Source organism: Variovorax sp. PBL-E5 (assembly GCF_901827185.1).
Taxonomy (GTDB): domain Bacteria; phylum Pseudomonadota; class Gammaproteobacteria; order Burkholderiales; family Burkholderiaceae_C; genus Variovorax.
Genome location: NZ_LR594671.1, coordinates 4,698,982 through 4,715,190 on the forward strand (window position 1 = coordinate 4,698,982; position 16,209 = coordinate 4,715,190).

Annotated in this window: 14 protein-coding genes; 13 read left to right on the forward strand and 1 reads right to left on the reverse strand. The window is 67.9% G+C overall.

Going from position 1 to position 16,209, the window contains the following annotated elements; all coding sequences use genetic code 11:
• Window positions 1–182 precede the first annotated feature (182 nt).
• The 5 genes from WDLP6_RS23000 to WDLP6_RS23020 are packed head-to-tail and all read left to right on the forward strand — an operon-like array spanning window position 183 to window position 6,484.
• Entirely contained in the window at window positions 183–1,346 is a 1,164-nt protein-coding gene (locus tag WDLP6_RS23000) for a CaiB/BaiF CoA transferase family protein (protein WP_162594220.1), read from the forward strand.
• 21 nt (window positions 1,347–1,367) lie between these two features.
• A complete protein-coding gene (locus tag WDLP6_RS23005) occupies window positions 1,368–2,123 on the forward strand; it encodes an enoyl-CoA hydratase/isomerase family protein (protein WP_162569428.1) in 756 nt (251 codons plus the stop codon).
• A 14-nt stretch (window positions 2,124–2,137) separates the two neighbouring features.
• Window positions 2,138–3,202, forward strand: a complete 1,065-nt coding sequence (locus WDLP6_RS23010) for an acyl-CoA dehydrogenase family protein (protein WP_162594221.1) — start codon at window positions 2,138–2,140, stop codon at window positions 3,200–3,202.
• On the forward strand, window positions 3,195–4,352 hold the full coding sequence (locus tag WDLP6_RS23015; protein ID WP_162594222.1) for an acyl-CoA dehydrogenase family protein: 1,158 nt from the start codon (window positions 3,195–3,197) through the stop codon (window positions 4,350–4,352). The genes WDLP6_RS23010 and WDLP6_RS23015 overlap by 8 nt, the downstream gene beginning before the upstream one ends.
• Window positions 4,353–4,366: 14 nt before the next feature.
• Complete coding sequence (locus WDLP6_RS23020; RefSeq protein WP_162594223.1) at window positions 4,367–6,484, forward strand: acetate--CoA ligase family protein; 2,118 nt, start codon at window positions 4,367–4,369, stop codon at window positions 6,482–6,484.
• Window positions 6,485–6,530: 46 nt separating this feature from the next.
• On the opposite strand, the gene WDLP6_RS23025 is transcribed toward WDLP6_RS23020, so the two are convergent.
• Window positions 6,531–7,514 carry a Bug family tripartite tricarboxylate transporter substrate binding protein gene (locus tag WDLP6_RS23025; RefSeq protein WP_162594224.1) on the reverse strand — a complete coding sequence of 328 codons (984 nt, stop codon included), beginning with the start codon at window positions 7,512–7,514 and terminating at the stop codon, window positions 6,531–6,533.
• 289 nt (window positions 7,515–7,803) lie between these two features.
• Here WDLP6_RS23025 and WDLP6_RS23030 point away from each other — a divergent pair, with 289 nt between their 5' ends.
• The 8 genes from WDLP6_RS23030 (at window position 7,804) to WDLP6_RS23065 (ending at window position 16,196) form a co-directional block, all read left to right on the forward strand.
• The gene (locus WDLP6_RS23030; RefSeq protein WP_232077237.1) at window positions 7,804–9,051 is read left to right on the forward strand and encodes an ABC transporter substrate-binding protein; all 1,248 of its coding nucleotides are present in this window, start codon (window positions 7,804–7,806) and stop codon (window positions 9,049–9,051) included.
• Entirely contained in the window at window positions 9,051–9,956 is a 906-nt protein-coding gene (gene mmsB / locus WDLP6_RS23035) for a 3-hydroxyisobutyrate dehydrogenase (protein WP_162594225.1), read from the forward strand. Before WDLP6_RS23030 ends, mmsB begins: the two co-directional genes overlap by 1 nt.
• Window positions 9,953–11,914, forward strand: coding sequence for an AMP-binding protein (locus WDLP6_RS23040; protein ID WP_162594226.1), 1,962 nt, complete (start codon window positions 9,953–9,955; stop codon window positions 11,912–11,914). The genes mmsB and WDLP6_RS23040 overlap by 4 nt, the downstream gene beginning before the upstream one ends.
• A 72-nt stretch (window positions 11,915–11,986) precedes the next feature.
• A complete protein-coding gene (locus WDLP6_RS23045) occupies window positions 11,987–12,787 on the forward strand; it encodes an enoyl-CoA hydratase/isomerase family protein (protein WP_162569435.1) in 801 nt (266 codons plus the stop codon).
• A 23-nt stretch (window positions 12,788–12,810) separates the two neighbouring features.
• On the forward strand, window positions 12,811–13,569 hold the full coding sequence (locus tag WDLP6_RS23050; RefSeq protein ID WP_162594227.1) for an ABC transporter ATP-binding protein: 759 nt from the start codon (window positions 12,811–12,813) through the stop codon (window positions 13,567–13,569).
• Entirely contained in the window at window positions 13,559–14,281 is a 723-nt protein-coding gene (locus WDLP6_RS23055) for an ABC transporter ATP-binding protein (protein ID WP_162569437.1), read from the forward strand. The genes WDLP6_RS23050 and WDLP6_RS23055 overlap by 11 nt, the downstream gene beginning before the upstream one ends.
• A 14-nt stretch (window positions 14,282–14,295) precedes the next feature.
• Window positions 14,296–15,186 (forward strand): branched-chain amino acid ABC transporter permease, encoded by an 891-nt coding sequence (locus WDLP6_RS23060; protein WP_162569438.1) that lies wholly within the window; start codon window positions 14,296–14,298, stop codon window positions 15,184–15,186.
• The gene (locus tag WDLP6_RS23065) at window positions 15,183–16,196 is read left to right on the forward strand and encodes a branched-chain amino acid ABC transporter permease (RefSeq protein ID WP_162594228.1); all 1,014 of its coding nucleotides are present in this window, start codon (window positions 15,183–15,185) and stop codon (window positions 16,194–16,196) included. Before WDLP6_RS23060 ends, WDLP6_RS23065 begins: the two co-directional genes overlap by 4 nt.
• The last annotated feature ends 13 nt before the right edge of the window (window positions 16,197–16,209 follow it).

A 16,209-nucleotide genomic window follows, 5' to 3' on the forward strand; every position in this document is an offset into this window, starting at 1 on the left:
AACAAGCGCCGGCAAAAAGTCAATTGTCAGGGCCTTCGGCCTCGGACAACATGCAAGCTGACAAGGAGACTTCCGGCATGCTGAACACACGCGTCCTCGCCAGCGCCGCGCTCCTCGGGACGGGATTCGTTGCCGATGACGAATGCACGGCCTGATCATCCGAATACCAGCCAAGGAGCCGCATGGGACCGCTTGCCGGACTGAAGATCGTTGAATTCGCCGCCGTGGGTCCCGCGCCGATGTGCGCGATGCTGCTGGCGGACCTCGGCGCCACGGTGCTGCGCATCGACCGCGTCACGCCGGTGGAGCTGGGCAAGAAGCGGCCGCTCCAATTCGACCTGCTGCTGCGCAACCGCGAGGGCATGGCGCTGGACCTGAAATCGCCCGAGGGCCGGGCCATGGCGATGGACGTCGTGGCCAATGCCGACGCCGTGATCGAAGGCATGCGGCCGGGCGTGATGGAACGCCTGGGGCTCGGTCCGGACGACTGCTTCAAGCGCCAGCCGAAGTTGGTGTACGGCCGCATGACAGGCTGGGGCCAGACGGGCCCGCTCGCGGACGCGGCGGCGCACGACCTCAACTACATCGCCGTGACCGGCGCGCTCGACGCGATAGGCCGCGCAGGCCAGCCGCCCAGCATCCCGATCAACCTGCTGGGCGACTACGCGGGCGGATCGCTCTATCTGGCACTGGGCATCCTGGCTGCCTTGCGCGAGAGCGAGCGCTCGGGCCGGGGCCAGGTGGTGGACGCCGCGATCACGGACGGCGTGACCTCGCTGATGACGAGCATGTTCGGCCTGATGGCTGCGGGGATGTGGAAGCTCGAACGCGGCACCAACATCGCCGATTCGGGAACGCCCTTCTACGACGTCTACGCCTGCGCCGATGGGAAGTTCGTGACGGTGGCGCCGATCGAGACGCGCTTCTTCGAGGATCTGCTGCAGCGCCTGGACATCGCGCCGGCCGACTTTCCCGACCGCTGGGACCGCACGCAATGGCCGCGGATGCGCGAAACGCTGGCCGCCCGATTCCGCACCCGCACCCGCGACGATTGGTGCGCCTTGCTGGAAGGCAGCGACGCCTGTTTCGCACCGGTGCTGACAATGGCCGAAGCACCGCATCACGCGCACGCGGCGGCACGCGAAGCCTTCGTGGAGGTGGGCGGCGTGCAGCAACCCAGGCCCGCGCCGCGCTTCAGCCGCACGTCGCCCGCGCTGCCCCGAGCCCCGCGCGCAAGCACCCGCGACGAAGCACTGGCTTCGCTGCGCGACTGGTTCGGCGAAGCCCGCTACAGCCAGCTCGAGGCGGCGGGGAAACTCGCAGCGGTGCAAGGCAGCGAAGCCTGAATTCAAGACGAAAGTGAGCCCATGATCATTCAATCCCACGAGGCCGGCGTCGCGACCGTCCGCATGAACGACCCCGAGCGCCGCAACGCCTTCTCGATGCCGATGCGCATCGCATTGCTCAACACCTTTCGCGCGCTCGAGGCCGACCAGACGGTGCGCGCCGTGGTGTTCACCGGCGGCGACAAGCTTTTCTGCGTCGGCGGCGACGTGACCGCGATGGGCAACCAGCCGATGGGCGCCGCGCTCGACCGCATGCGCATCGTGCACGACCTGGTGCGGCTGATGGCGCAAAGCAGCAAGCCCTTCATTGCCGCGGTGGAAGGCTGGGCGGTCGGCGGCGGTCTGTCCCTCGCGCTCCTGTGCGACACCATCGTCGCCGGCGAGTCGGCTCGCTTCAAGGCCGGCTTCGGCGAGATCGGCATGGCGCCCGACACCGGCATCCTGCATTCGCTGCCTGCGCGCGTGGGGACCGGCCGGGCGCGGCAGATCCTCCTGTACAACGAGGTCTTCAGCGCAAAGCAGGCGCTCGACTGGGGCGTGGTCGACACCCTCGTTGCCACGGGCGATGCGCAGAAAGAGGCGACGCGGCTGGCCAAGCTCCTGGCCGCCAAGGCGCCCTTGCCGATCGCGCTGACCCGCTCGGTTTTCGCTTCGGGCCTGGACGAGGTCCTGCTGAGAGAGCGCGAGATCCAGGCGATGCTGTTCAGTTCCACCGACCACGACGAAGGCAAGTCGGCTTTCTTCGAGAAACGCACGCCCGTCTTCAAGGGCAGTTGAAAGGAGAAGGCCATATGTCAGAGATCCAGGACGACGCCCGCGAGCGGCTCGCGCTGATCCGCGAGAGCGCCGCCTCGCTGCTGCCGCGCGAAGACGGCGCGGCCCGCGCACGCGCGCTTCGTTTCCAGGCGCCAGGTTTCGATCGCGCACTCTGGAAAAAGATGTGCGGACTGGGCTGGGCCGGCCTGCGTGTGCCCGAAGCCGGCGACGGCAGCGGCTTCGACGTCGAGGCGCTGTGCGCCGTGGCGCAGCAGCTGGGCGAGTCGCTGAGCCCCGAGCCCTTCATTCCCGTCACGGCGGCCGCACAGCTGCTGCCGGACGACTGGCGCGCGCGCGTGATGGCGGGTGATCGCATCGTCGTTCCTGCGTGGATGGAGCGCGCGCACGAACTGCCGTCCGCCGCGCGCACGACATTCCGCCATGGCAAGGTGAACGGCACCAAGCGCCTCGTACCTTGCGCGCTCGGTGCCGACGCATTCGTCGTCGCCACGCATGACGGCCTGGCGCTCGTGCAGCGCGAGAGCGCCGGCGTCGCGCTCGAACCGGTGAGCCTGCACGACGGCGGCTTCGCGGCCGATGTCGTGTTCAAGGACGCGCCCGGCGAAGCGCTCGATGCCGCCTTCGACGGCGTCTTCGAGGAATGCGCGCTCGCCCATGCCGCCTACCTCCTCGGCGTGATGGAGGCTGCGTTCGATGTCAGCCTGGCCTACATGACCGTGCGCAAGCAATTCGGCCGGCCGATCGGCAGCTTCCAGTCGCTGCAACACCGCGCCGTCGACCTGAAGATCCAGCTGGAACTCACGCGCGCCGTCGTCCATGACGCAGCGATCGCCTGCAACGACCCCTCGGCATCGCAGGCACATCGTCAGTCGCTGGTCTCGCGCGCCCGCATGCGTGCGGGCGATGCCGCGCTGCGCACGGCCCAGGAAACGGTGCAGTTCCATGGCGCGATGGGCATGACCGACGAATGCGACATCGGCCTGTATGCACGAAAGATCCTTGCCGTGCAGAACGACTGGGGCTCCACCCTTGCACATCGACAGCGCTTCACCGCCATCGAGCTCGCCCGAAATGATTGAAACCGCCACCGACTACAACGCGATGACCGACGACGCATTCCGCACCATGGTGCGGGACTTCGTCGAGGCCCACTACCCGCCCGCGCTGCGATTCCAGATCGGCCAGTTGCCGCACTCGGTGACGCGAGGCTGGTATGGGAAACTGGCCGAACGCGGCTGGGTGGCCCCGGCGTGGCCGCGCGAATACGGCGGCATGGGGCTGAGCCCGATCAAGCGAATCATCATGGCGCGCGTGTTCGACGAACACGGCTGCTCCCGCTACGCCGACAACGGCGTGATGATGACCGGGCCGCTGCTGATCAAGTTCGGCACGCCCGCGCAGCAGGCGTATTTCCTGCCGAAGATCCTGTCGGGCGAGCATGTCTGGTGCCAGGGCTACAGCGAACCCAATTCGGGCTCCGACCTTGCGAGCCTGCGCACCGAGGCCGTGTGGAACGGCGACGGCTGGACGATCAGCGGCCAGAAGATCTGGACCTCGCGCGCCAACCAGGCGCAGTGGTGCCACATGCTCGCGCGCACCGACAAGACCGCGGCAAAGCCGCAGGACGGCATCAGCTACTTTCTGGTGCCGCTCGACGCGCCCGGCGTGACCATCCGGCCCATCAAGATCCTGTCGATGCAGGACGACTTCTGCGAGGTCTTCTTCGACCAGGTGAAAGTGCCGGCCGACGCCCTGGTCGGCGAAGCCCATCGCGGCTGGTCGATCACCAAGGCGTTGATGGGCGGCGAGCGGCTGTTCCTCGGCGCATCGGCGCAGTCCTTCAATGCGCTCGCGCTGCTGCGGCAGATCGCCAGGGCCGTGGGCAGCTGGGGCGAGCCGGTGTTCATGGAACGCTACGCGCGCCTGGCCGCCGATCTGGCGGACCACAACAGCTTGTACGAGGCGGGCCTGGAAAAGGTCCGCGCGGGCGGCGAGCTCGGCCCGGAGGGCGCGATGCTCAAGGTCCACCAGACCGAGATGTACAAGCGAATTGCCGCCACCGCGGTCGAGATCGCGGGGCCGTATGGCGGCCTGAGCGGCGCCAGTGACGCGGTGAACGAGATCCAGGTCGCGGCCACTTTTCTGGCCTCCATGGCCGGGACCATCTACGGCGGCTCCTCCGAAGTCCAGCGAAACATTCTTGCCAAGCAAGTCCTGCATCTGCCTTGAACGATTGACGTCCGATGTTCCACCCAGCTTCCACCGATGGTGCCCGCGTGCGGGCATTTCTGAAACCGCGCTCGATCGCGATCATCGGCGCCTCGGCCGACGAGACCAAGATCGGCGGCCGGCCGATCCGCTACCTCCGGCTCGCCGGATACCAGGGTCCGATCTATCCGATCAATCCCGGCCGCGAGGTCGTCCAGGGCCTGAAGTCCTACCCGACGCTGCAGGCCGTCGATGCCGAGGTCGATCTCGTGGTGATCGCGGTCCCGGCCCAGGACGTGCTGGCGGCCGTCGAAGCCTGCGCGGCAAAGGGCGTCAACGGCGCGATGGTGTTTTCGTCCGGCTTCGCCGAAGTCGACGAGGCCGGCCGCGCATTGCAGGCGCGCATCACCGAGGCCGCACGCAAGGGGAACGTGCCATTGCTCGGACCCAACTGCGCCGGCACCTTCAACGTGCGCGAGGGACTGCTGGCCACCTTCACCAGCGGCATCATCGACAAGCCGCCGCGTATCGGCTCCATCGGCATGGTGAGCCAGTCCGGCGCATTCGGCATCCACATGATCGTGCTGGCCGCCGAGCGCGAACTCGGTCTGTCGATGTGCCTGACCACGGGCAACCAGTCCGACGTCGACCTGTCCGAAGCCCTGGCCTATGTCGTCGAGGATCCCGAGACCGAGGTGATCGTGGCCATCATCGAAGGCGTCATCAATCCGCCGCGGCTGCTCGCCGCATTCGAAGCCGCACGCCGCAAGCGCAAGCCGGTGATCGTGCTCAAGCTCGGCCGATCCGAAGCGGGCGCGCGGGCCGCGGCATCGCACACCGCCAGCCTGGCCGGCTCGGACGAGATCTTCGATGCGATCCTGCGTCAGAACAATGTCTACCGTGCGCATTCCATCGAGGAACTGATGGACGTGGCCTACGCCTGCTCGCTCAAGCGTTTTCCGATCAATGACAAGGTCGGCCTGATCACGGTGTCCGGGGGCGTGGGCATCCTGATGGCGGACCAGGCCGAGGCGGCCGGCCTGCAGGTGGCGGAACTGCCGGCCGAGTCGCAGCGAGTGATCAAGGAACTCCTGCCCTTCGCCGCCGCGCGCAACCCGGTGGATGTGACGGCCCAGGTCATCACGCACCCGCAATTGATCGGCCCGATGTTCGAGCAGCTGCTGACCGGCGGAGGCTTCGGATCGGCGGTGTGCTTCATCACGCACATCGCGCGCAACAAGGATCTGTTCGGCAAGCTGCTGCCTCATTTCGAGGAGGTGGCTCGCAACCACGCGGATCGCTTTCTGGTGCTGTCGGCCCTGGCGAGCCCCGAAACCCGAAAACATCTGGAGGGCATGGGCTACGCGGTGTTCGAGGATCCGGGACGCGCGCTGAAGGCGATCAGCGCGCTGGTGAAATTCCGCCATGCGTTCGAGGCCGCGCCGCCCGAGACCCCGCCTGCGGTCCCCTCGGGCGCACTGGCGGTCCGGCACGGCCACACGTACGACGAATTTCAAGCCAAGAAGATGCTGCTGTCGGCCGGCATCCCTTGCGCCGCCGAGAGCCTCGCGACCTCGGCGCAGGCAGCCGTCGTCGAAGCGGAAAGGATCGGCTTTCCCCTGGTGATGAAGATCGTCTCGCCGGATATCCAGCACAAGTCGGAAATCGGCGGCGTGCTGCTCAACGTGAGATCCGTCCAGGAAGTTCGCGAAGGCTACGCGACGCTGATGGACCGGGCCGAGACCCATGCGCCGGGCGCGCGCATCGCCGGCGTGCTGCTCGCGCAGCAAGTCCAGGGCGGCGTCGAGACCATCCTGGGCGTCATGCGCGACCCGGTGTACGGACCCATGGTGATGTTCGGTCTCGGCGGGGTGTTCGTCGAAGTGCTCAAGGACGTGACCTTCCGCCGTGCGCCCTTCGGCCCTTCCGAGGCGCGGCGCATGATCCGCGAAGTGAAGGGCTACGCGATGCTTCAGGGCGTGCGTGGCGCGCCGCCCGCCGACGAGGACGCGCTGGTCCAGGCGCTGACGCGCCTGTCCGCCTATGCGGCCGCCCAGGGCGATGCGCTGGAGAGCATCGACGTCAACCCCTTCATCGTGATGCCCAAGGGACGCGGCGCGCTGGCGGTCGATGCGCTGATCCAGTCGAACTGAAAGACGCTGCGCCCGGCGGCCTTCGAGGCCGCCGGGCGCAGTCCGCTCATTCCTCGGTGCTGATGCCCGTGCGGTCGATCACCTTCTTCCACTTGGCCAGTTCCGAGTCGACGTGACGGGCCAGGTCGGCCGGCGTGCCGCCCTTGACCATGCCGCCGCTGTTGGTCACCCAATCGGCCACCGCCGGCGCTTTCAATGCCTTGTTGGCCGCGGCATTGAGGCGCTGGACGATCGCCTCCGGCACGCCGGCCGGATAGTGCAGGGAAATCCACGACACGACCTCGAAGTCCTGCATGCCGGGCGTTTCGGCCACGGCAGGAATGTCCGGCGCGGCCGGCGACCGGGTCTTGCTGGTCACCGCCAGCGCGCGCAAGGCGCCGGTCTTGACGTGCGGCATGGCCGTCGAGAAATCGGAGAAGACGATATCCACCTGCCCGCCGAGCAATGCGGTAATGGCCGGTGCGCCGCCCTGATAGTGAATGCCGGTGATGAAGACGTTGGCCATCGACTTGAACAATTCCGCCGACAGGAAGAACGTCGTGCCGATGCCGGCTGAACCGTAGTTGAGCGCACCGGGCTTGGCCTTGGCGAGCGAGATGAGTTCCGCCACGTTCCGGGGCGAGCGCGTCGGGTTGATGACCAGCACGTTCGGATGCGCGGCCAGCAGGATCACCGGCTCGAAGTTCCTGACGGGGTCGTAGCCCAGCTTCTTGTGCAGGGCCGGCAGAGAACCGTGAGAGGCGATCTGGCTCAGCAGCACGGTGTAGCCATCGGGCGCGGCCTGCGCCGCGACGCGAGTGCCGAGCAAGCCGGCGGCGCCGGGCCGGTTCTGCACGATGACCGACTGCGCCAGCGAGGTCGAGAGTTCCTTGGCCACCAGCCTGGCAAGCACATCGGTCACGCCACCCGGCGGGAACGGCACGATGATGGTGATGGGCTTGTCGTGCGGCCATTCCGCGTGGGCGGCGCCTCCCATCGTCATGGCCAGGGCCACCAGCCCCGACATGAGAAATCTGTTGAGTCTGCGCATCGATTTGTCTCCTGAATGCTCGTTGCTCCGCACGGGAAGGTGTGCCTGGAGAAGCGTGGATTGAAGGCCGCCGCGGCCACGTCGACAATCGAAAAGTTTTGTGCTGTCTTCAAGCTGGCTCAAGCCAGTTGCGCAGCGCGGCCACCCGCACCAAGGGTTGAGAATAAGTATGCGTAGCCGCAAAACAATTCGATTGAGAGCGGCGAACGCGTTTGACACACTGCGGCCACCAACAACCTGGGACACGGAGCGCACGATCAGTCGCCCGCCAGACAAGGAGACAAGCCGCATGAAGACTCACGCAAGCGCAAGCTTGGCCATCCACGCGCCACGGCGCCTCGCCATGCGCGCCGCCGTGGCCGCCGGACTCCTGCTGTCCTTCGGCTGCATGGCCCAATCATCGGCACCGATCAAGATCGGCGTCCTCAATGACCAATCGGGCATCGCCGCGTCGCTGAGCGGCCAGGGCAGCGTGGTCGCGGCGCGCATGGCGGTCGAGGACTTCGGCGGCAGCGTCGCCGGCCGCAAGGTCGAAGTGGTCTATGCCGACCATCAGTACAAGCCCGATGTCGGGTCCGCGATCGTGCGGCGGTGGTTCGATACCGAAGGGGTCACGGCGGTGGTCGACGTGCCGAGTTCGGCGGTCGCGCTCGCGGTCCAGGAAGTCACGCGGCAGGCCAACCGGGTCGCGCTGTTCACCTCGCCGGCAGCGTCGCAGCTGACGGGGAAGGCCTGCTCGCCGAACGGCATCCAGTGGGCGCAGGACACCTACGGCATGGCCAATGGCGCGCCGCCCGAACTGCTCAAGACCGGCAGCGACAGCTGGTACTTCATCACCATCGACTACGCCTACGGCACCGCCACCGAGAAAGACGCCCGCGACGTGATCGAGGCCCATCGCGGCAAGGTGGTGGGTTCGGTCAAGCATGCGGCCAATGCGGGCGACTTCTCGTCGCAGCTGCTGCAGGCACAGGCCTCCAAGGCCAAGGTGATCGCGCTCGCCACTGCCGGCGACGACATGTCGAATCTCGTGAAGCAGGCGGCCGAGTTCGGCATCTCGGGCCATGGGCAGACCATCGCGCCGCTCACCACGGCGATGTTCAACGCGGTGCATGGACTCGGCCTGAAGAGCGCGTCCGGCCTGGTCTTCACCGAATCCTTCTACTGGGACCGCAACGACAAGTCGCGCCAGTTCTCCAAGCGCTTCCTCGCCAAGCACGGCACCATGCCCTCGGCCATCCAGGGCGACACCTACAGCGCGGTCACGCACTACCTGAAGGCGCTGGCGACCGGCGTGAATCCGATGGACGGCATCGCGGTGGTCAAGGCCATGCGCGACATCCCCGGCGACGATTTCGGCTCGCCCGCGAAGGTGCGCGTCGACGGCCGCGTCGAACGCGACCTCTACATGTTCAAGGTCAAGACGCCCGAACAATCGAAGTACGCGTGGGACTACTACACCCTGCAGAAGACGCTGCCCGCCGCCAGCGTCACGCGGGCACCCACGACCGAGTGCTCCCTGGTCAAGGCGCTCTGATGCCGGAGCCGATCGCATTCCTGGGCATCGGCAACCTCGGCCTGCCGATGGCGACGAACCTGCTGAAGGCAGGCTATCCGGTCGTCGCCTTCGATCCCTCTGCCGAGCGCCTCGCGCTGCTCGCGCAGCGCGGCGCGCAGGCGGCCCGCCATGGCGCCGATGCGGTGCGGGAGGCCGGCGTCGTCGTGACCATGGTACCGAGCGGCAAGGAACTCCGGCAGGTGTTCTTCGACGACGGTGTGCTTGCCGCGGCCCGACCCGGGACGCTCTTCATCGACTGCTCGACCGTCGACACGGAAAGTGCGCGCCATGTGAAGCAGGCGGCGCACGCCGCCGGCCACATGATGGTCGACGCGCCGGTTTCCGGCGGCTCGGTGCGCGCCGAACAGGCCACGCTGACGATCATGGTGGGCGCCACCGACGAGGCCTTCGCGCGCGCGCGGCCGGTGCTGGCGGCGATGGCATCGGTGGTGCGGCACCTGGGGCCCGAGGGCACCGGCCTGCTGGCCAAGATCTGCAACAACATGATCGCCGGCGTGACGCAGGTGGCGGTTTCCGAGGCCTTCGTGCTCGCGCGGCAGCTGGGCCTCGACACCCAGCAGTTCTTCGAGGTCGTCGCGAACTCCTCGGGCCAGTGCTGGGCCGTGACCACCAACTGCCCGGTGCCGGGACCGGTGCCGAGCTCGCCGGCGAACTTCGACTACCGGCCCGGCGGCGCCGCCACGATGCTGCAGAAGGATCTGTCGCTGGCCCAGGCTGCCGCGCGCGAGGCGGGCGTGCCGATTCCGATGGCGACCCAGGCCCTGAGCCTCTACACGCAGCTCTGCGATTCGGGGCTGGGGCATCTGGACGTCTCGGCCATCATCAAGTTGTATTCCCCTGTGCACACGCCCGCGCCGAAATGACAGCTGCCATACCTCTGCAGGCCGACGACGGTTTCCGCTGGCGTCCGACCGCGCAGCAGACCTCCGCGAGCCGCCTCGCCGCGCTGCTGCGCCATGTCGGCCTCGGCAGCTATCACGCGCTGGTGGCATGGTCGCGCGAAGAGCCGGATCGCTTCTGGGCCTCGATCCTCGAATTCAGCGGCATCCGGTTCTATCGTCCCTATGAGCGTCTCTGCGACCTGAGCGAGGGCGTGCCATGGCCCCGCTGGTGCGTGGGCGGCACCACCAACCTCGTGCTCAACACCCTCGACCGGCAGATCGCTGCCGGGCGCGGCGCGCATCCGGCGCTGGTCTGGGTGGGGGAGGACGGAAGGTCGGTCAGCTGGGACTACGACGAGCTTCAGCGCCAGACGTGCCGCATCGCCGCCAGCCTGGTCAAGCTGGGCTGCAAGGCCGGCGAATCGGTCGCCCTCTTCATGCCGATCCTGCCCGAGACGGTGGCCGTCTTCTATGCCGTCGCCAAGATCGGCGCGATCGCGCTGCCGCTGTTCTCGGGCTTCGGCGCCGATGCGGTCGCCACCCGCGTCAATGCGGGGGGTGCCAGGCTGATCGTCACGGCGGACGGCGCACGCCGGCGCGGCAAGACCCTGCCGATGAAGACCGTCATCGATGCGGCCCGGCCCGCGATGCCGCAGCTGGCGCACGTCGTCGTTCTCGACGCACTCGGCTGCGGATGGGATCGCCAGCCGGGCGACCTCGGCTGGGATGAATTCCTCGCGGGCGCACCGACCGACTACCCGACCGCGCAACTCGATGCCGAGGCGCCCCTGATGGTGCTCTACACCTCCGGCACGACGGGCGTTCCCAAGGGCGCGGTCCACACCCACGTGGGCTTCCTCGCGAAGATGTCCCTGGACTACAACATCTTCAACGAGACCGGGCCCGACGACCGCTTCATCTGGATGTCGGACCTCGGCTGGCTGGTCGGGCCGGCGCAGATCGCGACGACGGGCATGGTCGGCGCGACGCTCGTGCTGGCGGAAGGCGTGCCCGACTATCCGGCCAACGACCGCCTGTTGCGGCTCGCGTCGCAGCACAAGGTGACTGTGTTCGGCCTGTCGCCGACGCTGGCCCGCATGATGAAGGCGGGCGTCTCGGCCGGCGCTGCGCGCATCGACATGTCCGCGATCCGGATCGTGATCTCCGGCGGGGAGCCGTGGGATCTTCCGACCTGGGAATGGACGATGGACTACATGTGCCGCGGCGTCGCACCGATCATGAATCACTGCGGCGGCACCGAGATCGGCACGCTGGTGCTGAGCTCCATTCTCGACCCGATGAAGCCGGGCGGCTTCTCCGGCCCCGCGCCGGGCACCGGTGCGGACATCGTCGATGCCGACGGCCGCAGCCTGCCGCCGGGCGAGATCGGCGAGCTCGTGATGAAGCAGGCGTCGATGGGCACCACCCGGGGCCTCTGGAAGGACCGCGAGCGCTACCTCGAGAGCTACTGGTCGCGCATCCCCGGCATGTGGGTGCAGGGCGACCTGGCATCGCGCGATGCGCAGGGCATCTGGTACGTGCACGGCCGATCGGACGACACGCTGAAGATCGCCGGCAAGCGAACCGGACCGACCGAGATCGAGACCGCGCTGCTCTCCTCCGGTGAACTGGGCGAGGCCTGCGCGGTCGGCGTGCCGGATGCGGTGAAGGGCTACGCGCTGGTCTGCGTCGTGGTGCCGCGGCCGGACACCCGGATGGAAGGCCTGCCGGATCGCCTGAAGGCCGTGGTGGTGTCGAAGCTCGGCGCCTCCTACGCGCCGAAGGAGGTGATCACGGTCGAGGCGCTGCCGAAGAACCGCACCGGCAAGCTGGTGCGGCGGCTGGTGCGCAACGCCTTGTCGGGGCAGCCGCTCGGCGACCTGTCGTCGATCGTGAACCCCGAAGCAGTCGACGTGCTGCACGCACGCGCTGCCGCCTGAGCCGAACGCAGTTTTGCAACCGTCCCGGCGATGCGGATCGGCCCGTTCGCCCGCTCGCAGAGAGATACCGCCATGCACTATCCAGACTACGAATCGATCATCCTCGACCGCCCGGCGCCGCGCGTGCTGCGCATCACGATGTCGCGCGGCGACATGAACGGCATGGACTATCAGCTGCACCACGACATGGGCGAGATCTGGCGGCTGATCGACGACGACCCGGATACCAGCGTCGCGATCGTCACCGGCCAGGGCCGCGCGTTCTCCGCCGGCTCGGACTTCGAGGGCCTGGACAAGATCGTCGACAGCCACGAGTGGCGCGAGCGCATGTGGAAGGACGGCCGGCGCATGGTGGAGAACATGATCCACATGAGCAAGCCCGTGATCTCGGCCATCAGCGGCACCGCGGCCGGCGGCGGCCTGGTGGTGGCGCTGCTGGCCGACATCTCGGTGGTGGGCAAGACGGTCAAGCTGGTCGACCCGCACACGCGCATCGGCGTCGCGGCCGGCGACCATGCGGCGCTGATCTGGCCGCTTCTGTGCAGCTTCGCGAAGGCCAAGTACTACCTGATGCTCGGCGAGCCGATCCTCGGCGAGGAGGCCGAGCGGATCGGCCTCGTGACCATGGCCGTCGACGATGACCAGGTGATGCAGCGCGCGCTCGCGATCGCCGAGCGGCTGGTTCAGGCGGCGCCCGGCGCGGTGCGTTTCACCAAATACTCGATGAACAACTGGCTGCGGATGATGTGGCCTTCCTTCGATGCCTCGCTGGCGCTCGAGATCCTGGGCTTCTCCGGCCCGGAAGCGCGCGAGGGCGTGGCCGCGCTCACGCAGCGCCGCAAGCCGCGCTTCGATCCCGGCTCCGCCGCCTGAGCCTCACCCTTACACGCCATCCGATGACCTCCGACATCGTGCTGCAGACCGAAGACCTGAGCCGGGACTTCCTCGGCTTCGTGGCCGTGGACCGGGTCAACCTGCGCGTCAGGCGCGGCACCATCCACGCGCTCATCGGTCCGAACGGCGCGGGCAAGACCACCCTCTTCCATCTGCTGACCGGCTTCCTGGCGCCGAGCAGCGGCCGCATCCGCTACCGGGACCGGGACATCACGCGGAGGAACCCGGCCGACCTGGCCCGCGAGGGTCTGGTGCGCTCGTTCCAGATCTCCGCGGTCTTCCCGCACCTTCCGGTGCGCGAGAACGTGCGGCTGGCGCTGCAGCGCCGGCGCGGCGACTCGTTCCACTTCCTGCGCTCCGAACGCAGGCTGGCGGTACTCGACGCGCGCGCGGACGAGTTGCTCGATGCGGTCGGCCTCGCGTCCTTCGCATCGATCCGCGCGGTCGAGCTGTCGTACGGACGCAAGCGGGCGCTCGAGCTGGCCACCACGCTCGCGCTCGACCCCGAGGTGATGCTGCTGGACGAACCCATGGCCGGCCTGGGCCTGGAGGACGTCGCGCTCATTTCGGCGCTGATCAAGAAGGTGGCGCGCAACCGGACCGTCCTGATGGTGGAACACAACCTGAACGTGATCGCCGAGCTGTCGGACTGCATCACCGTGCTCATGCGCGGCCAGGTCCTGGCCGAAGGCGACTACGCCAGCGTCTCGGCCAATCCCGAGGTCCGCGCGGCCTACCTGGGAGTCGAAGATGCACCCTGACGCGCCCGACGCCACCGCCCTGCTGTCGGTGCGGGGCCTGCAGGCCTGGTATGGCGAATCGCACGTGCTGCACGGCATGGACATCGACGTGCGCCGCGGCGAGGTCGTGACCCTGCTCGGGCGCAACGGCGCCGGCAAGACCACCACGCTGCGCGCGCTCATGGGCGTGCAGGAGAAACGCCAGGGCTCGGTGCGCTTCGCGGGCCAGGAAACCATCGGCCTGAGTTCGGACCGCATCGCGCGCCTGGGCCTGGCCTACTGCCCGGAGGAGCGCGGCATCTTCGCCTCGCTCGATGTCGAAGAGAACCTCATGCTGCCGCCGGTGATCGCCAAGGGCGGCATGACGGCCGAGGAGATCTTCACGCTGTTCCCCAACCTGCGCGAGCGGCGCCGCAGTCCGGGCACCAAGCTGTCGGGCGGTGAACAGCAGATGCTGGCGATCGCCCGGATCCTGCGCACCGGTGCCTCGATGCTGCTGCTCGACGAGCCGACCGAGGGTCTGGCGCCGATCATCATCCAGCAGATCGGCGCGGCCTTGCGGCTGCTCAAGCAGCGCGGCTTCACGATCATCCTGGTCGAGCAGAACTTCCGCTTCGCCGCCACCGTCGCCGACCGTCACTACGTGGTCGAGCACGGGCGCGTGATCGACGGTTTCGCGAACAGCGAGATCGCCCGCAACATGGACACGCTGCGCCGCGCGCTCGGCGTCTGAGAGGACATTCCAGCATGTTCGAGCTACTCGGCATTCCACCCCAGGCGCTGTTCGGCCAGCTGCTGGTCGGCGCCATCAACGGTGCCTTCTACGCCTTGCTGAGCCTCGGGCTCGCGGTGATCTTCGGCCTGCTGAACATCGTCAACTTCGTTCACGGCGCCCAGTACATGCTGGGCGCGTTCTGCGGCTGGATGCTGCTGCGCTATGCCGGCATCGGCTACTGGTGGGCGCTGATCCTGGCGCCGCTGGCCGTCGGCGCGCTGGGCGCGCTGATCGAAAGACTCCTGCTGCGCCGCATCTACAAGTTCGACCCCATGTACGGGCTGCTGCTGACCTTCGGCCTCGCCCTCGTCATCGAAGGCCTGCTGCGCAACGGCTTCGGCTCGACCGGCCAGAACGCGCCCGTGCCCGAGCTGCTGCGCGGCGGACAGAACCTGGGCTTCATGTTCCTTCCGAACTACCGGCTGTGGGTCATCGTGGCCTCGGTGCTGGCCTGCGCATCGACCTGGTTCCTGATCGAGAAGACGCGCCTGGGCGCCTACCTGCGCGCGGGCACCGAGAACCCGGTGCTGGTGCGCGCTTTCGGCGTCAACGTGCCGCGCATGATCACCATGACCTATGCCTTCGGTGTCGGGCTCGCCGCCTTCGCGGGCGTCATGGCGGCGCCGATCTACCAGGTCAGCCCGCAGATGGGGGCGAATCTGCTGATCGTGGTGTTCGCGGTGGTGGTGATCGGCGGCATGGGCTCGCTGCCGGGCGCGATGATCTCGGGCTTCGCGCTCGGCCTGGTTGAAGGCCTCACCAAGGTGTTCTATCCGCAGGCCTCCAACGTCGCGGTCTTCGTCGTGATGGCGGTCGTCCTGCTGGTGAAGCCATCGGGCCTGTTCGGGAAGGAAGTGCGATGAAGCAAGGGCTGGGTTCGGACCTGCACAGGCCGCTGATCGTGCTGCTGGCCGCTGCCGCGTTGCTGGCACCGCTGGTGTTCTATCCGGTGTTCCTGATGAAGGCGCTGTGCTTCGCGCTCTTCGCCTGCGCCTTCAACCTGCTGGTGGGCTACACCGGCCTGATGTCCTTCGGCCATGCGGCCTTCTTCGGCATGGGCTCCTACGTCACGGCGCACGCCATGAAGAACTGGGGCGTCACGCCCGAACTGGCGCTGCTGGCCTCGATCGCCGCCAACGCGCTGCTCGGGCTGGTGTTCGGCTGGCTGTCGGTGCGTCGCGTCGGCATCTATTTCTCGATGGTGACGCTGGCCCTGTCGCAGATCGTCTACTTCTATGCGCTCCAGGCGCCGTGGACCGGCGGCGAGGACGGCATCCAGGGCGTGCCGCGCGGCGCGCTCTTCGGCTTCATCGACCTGCGCGATTCCTTCCATCTCTACTACTTCGTGCTGGCCGTCTTCGTGGCGGGCTTCGCGCTCATCCAGCGCACGGTGCATTCGCCGTTCGGCCATGTACTCAAGGGCATCCGCGAAAACGAAGTGCGCGCGCTCTCGCTGGGCTACCGGGTCGAGCGCTACAAGATCCTCGCCTTCACGATCTCTGCCGCGCTGTCGGGGCTCGCCGGCGCGACCAAATGCCTGGTGTTCGAGTCCGCGAGCCTCGGCGACATCTACTGGCCGATGTCGGGCGAGGTGGTGCTGATGACGCTGATCGGCGGCATGGGCCTGCTGTGGGGGCCGGTGGTCGGCGCCTTCGTGCTCGTGGCGATGGGCCTCTACCTGGCGCAGTTCGGCGCCTGGCTCACCGTGATCGAGGGGCTGATCTTCGTGGTGTGCGTGCTGTGCTTTCGAAGCGGCCTCGCCGGGCCGGTCGCGGCCCTGCTGGAGCGCTTGCGCACGCCGCCGCGTGCGCGGCCGATGAAGGCCGCGGCATCGCCCATCGAGACCGCGGCCGATGTCCCACCCCTCAACTAAGGAGCAAGCAAGC